Raw genomic sequence first — 252 nt, 5'->3', positions numbered from 1 at the left:
AGCCTTTATGTTTTTTACTCAATTCGAGAAGATTAAACATTTTCATTTTTTTACGTAATGTATTTCGATTTATTCCCAGCATCGAAGCCGTTTTTATTTGATTACCCTCAGCTTCCACAAGGGCCATTTCAATCAATGGTCGCTCAACTTCCATTATAATTTTTTCATGTAAATTTGAAATTGGTTGACCTTTATTTTCAATAAAGTAACGGTTTAGATGACTTTCAATCAGTTTTGACAAAGGTTTTAATC

1 protein-coding gene is annotated in these 252 nt (G+C 31.0%); it reads right to left on the bottom strand.

Features of this window, described 5'->3' with window-relative positions; genetic code table 11:
* Positions 1-252, bottom strand: a 252-nt coding sequence (locus tag H3V04_RS09810) for a helix-turn-helix domain-containing protein (protein ID WP_198188491.1), incomplete at both ends; no start/stop codon positions are given.

Source organism: Bifidobacterium sp. M0353 (genome assembly GCF_016100645.1).
Lineage (GTDB): Bacteria > Actinomycetota > Actinomycetes > Actinomycetales > Bifidobacteriaceae > Bombiscardovia > Bombiscardovia choladohabitans.
This window is presented reverse-complemented; position numbering and strand designations above follow the sequence as displayed.